Here is a 1,147-nt window from a genome sequence, read left to right as displayed (position 1 = left end):
GTTAAAAAACAGATGAGAAAACGACCCATGGATAAACAAGCTCGAAATTAGTCTCCAATATTGCCCATCAAGCACCAGGAATTTATTGCTCACACCAAAATAAACCAATAAGGTTTGTATTTTTTCAACAAAACTTTCTTTAGAACCTGTTTGGTAGGCTTGTGTTAGTAAGTATTGCCTGTAAACAAATGTTACAAACGTTATTAAAACCCAATACAGAACATTCAATGCAACCAGAATTGGGGTAACGATATAACCCTTTTGAGGAAAAAACAGGAAGAAAACATTTTTGATCTTATTTTTAATGGCTAATGGGGCCTTTTCAAAATAAGTACCATCGGAAGTGGCAACTAATTCATGGAATTTGAGTCTAATTTCATCCCACGAATCCTTTAGGTGATACTCCACGTATTCAAATTCATGAAAGAACTTTTCGAGGTTTGAATCATTCTTCCCATAATCATTTAAAAGCAGTTGAATGCCTACGCATTCGCTTTTTACTACGGCGAAATTGCGGATAATACGGATCGAGATCTCCTCACTATAGGATTGAAATGATAATGGTGTATAAGCAATAATGCCGGTTTCCGATAAGTGACTTAACTTCCAGCCCAGATTTTCGATTGCCTGCCTGGCAATAATTAGGTATTTATCTGCCGGAAAATCGGCCAAAGGAATATATTTTTCAATTTTAGGCGAGTAACCCCAACTGATTGACATAGCGCGTTATATTTTTTTCGCTACTAAGATAATATAAGGTGATAGATTTTTGCTTTCGAACGGAATAATCTTTGTAAATACTTTTCCGGTTAGCCAAACTACTTTCTTAAATAGACGGACGCCTGCAGATTTCTGGCTTTCATTTTCCAGCCATACACTAAAACGACCAAAATAACCAGATTTTACTTGTTTAAGTCCGGCATGCTCGCAGATAGATTTCAATAACGCGGGATCCATGCTATCGATATTGTGCTTATCATAATTTTCTCTATCGAAATTCTTTTGAAACCAGCCGTTAACCGCCTTAAAATTTGGCAACGTGATAAACAAAGTGCCACCTGGTTTTACAAAAGCAATATGACGGTTAATAATATCGGCAGTATCGTTAAAGTGTTCGATTAAACCGCAGCTTAGTACAAGATCATAC

The 1,147-nt window shown here is 36.4% G+C and carries 2 protein-coding genes; both read right to left on the bottom strand.

The window, feature by feature from the left end; all coding sequences use genetic code 11:
- A partial coding sequence (locus tag AC1DPQ_RS28405; RefSeq protein ID WP_477611665.1) for a hypothetical protein occupies positions 1-720 on the bottom strand: 720 nt, incomplete at its 3' end.
- 6 nt (positions 721-726) lie between these two features.
- Positions 727-1,147, bottom strand: a 421-nt coding sequence (locus AC1DPQ_RS28400; RefSeq protein WP_477611664.1) for a class I SAM-dependent methyltransferase, incomplete at its 5' end; no start/stop codon positions are given.

It is taken from the genome of Pedobacter sp. 01T416_2, assembly GCF_056398925.1.
Note: the sequence above shows the minus strand (reverse complement) of the source record. Positions and strands in the feature narration are given on the sequence as shown.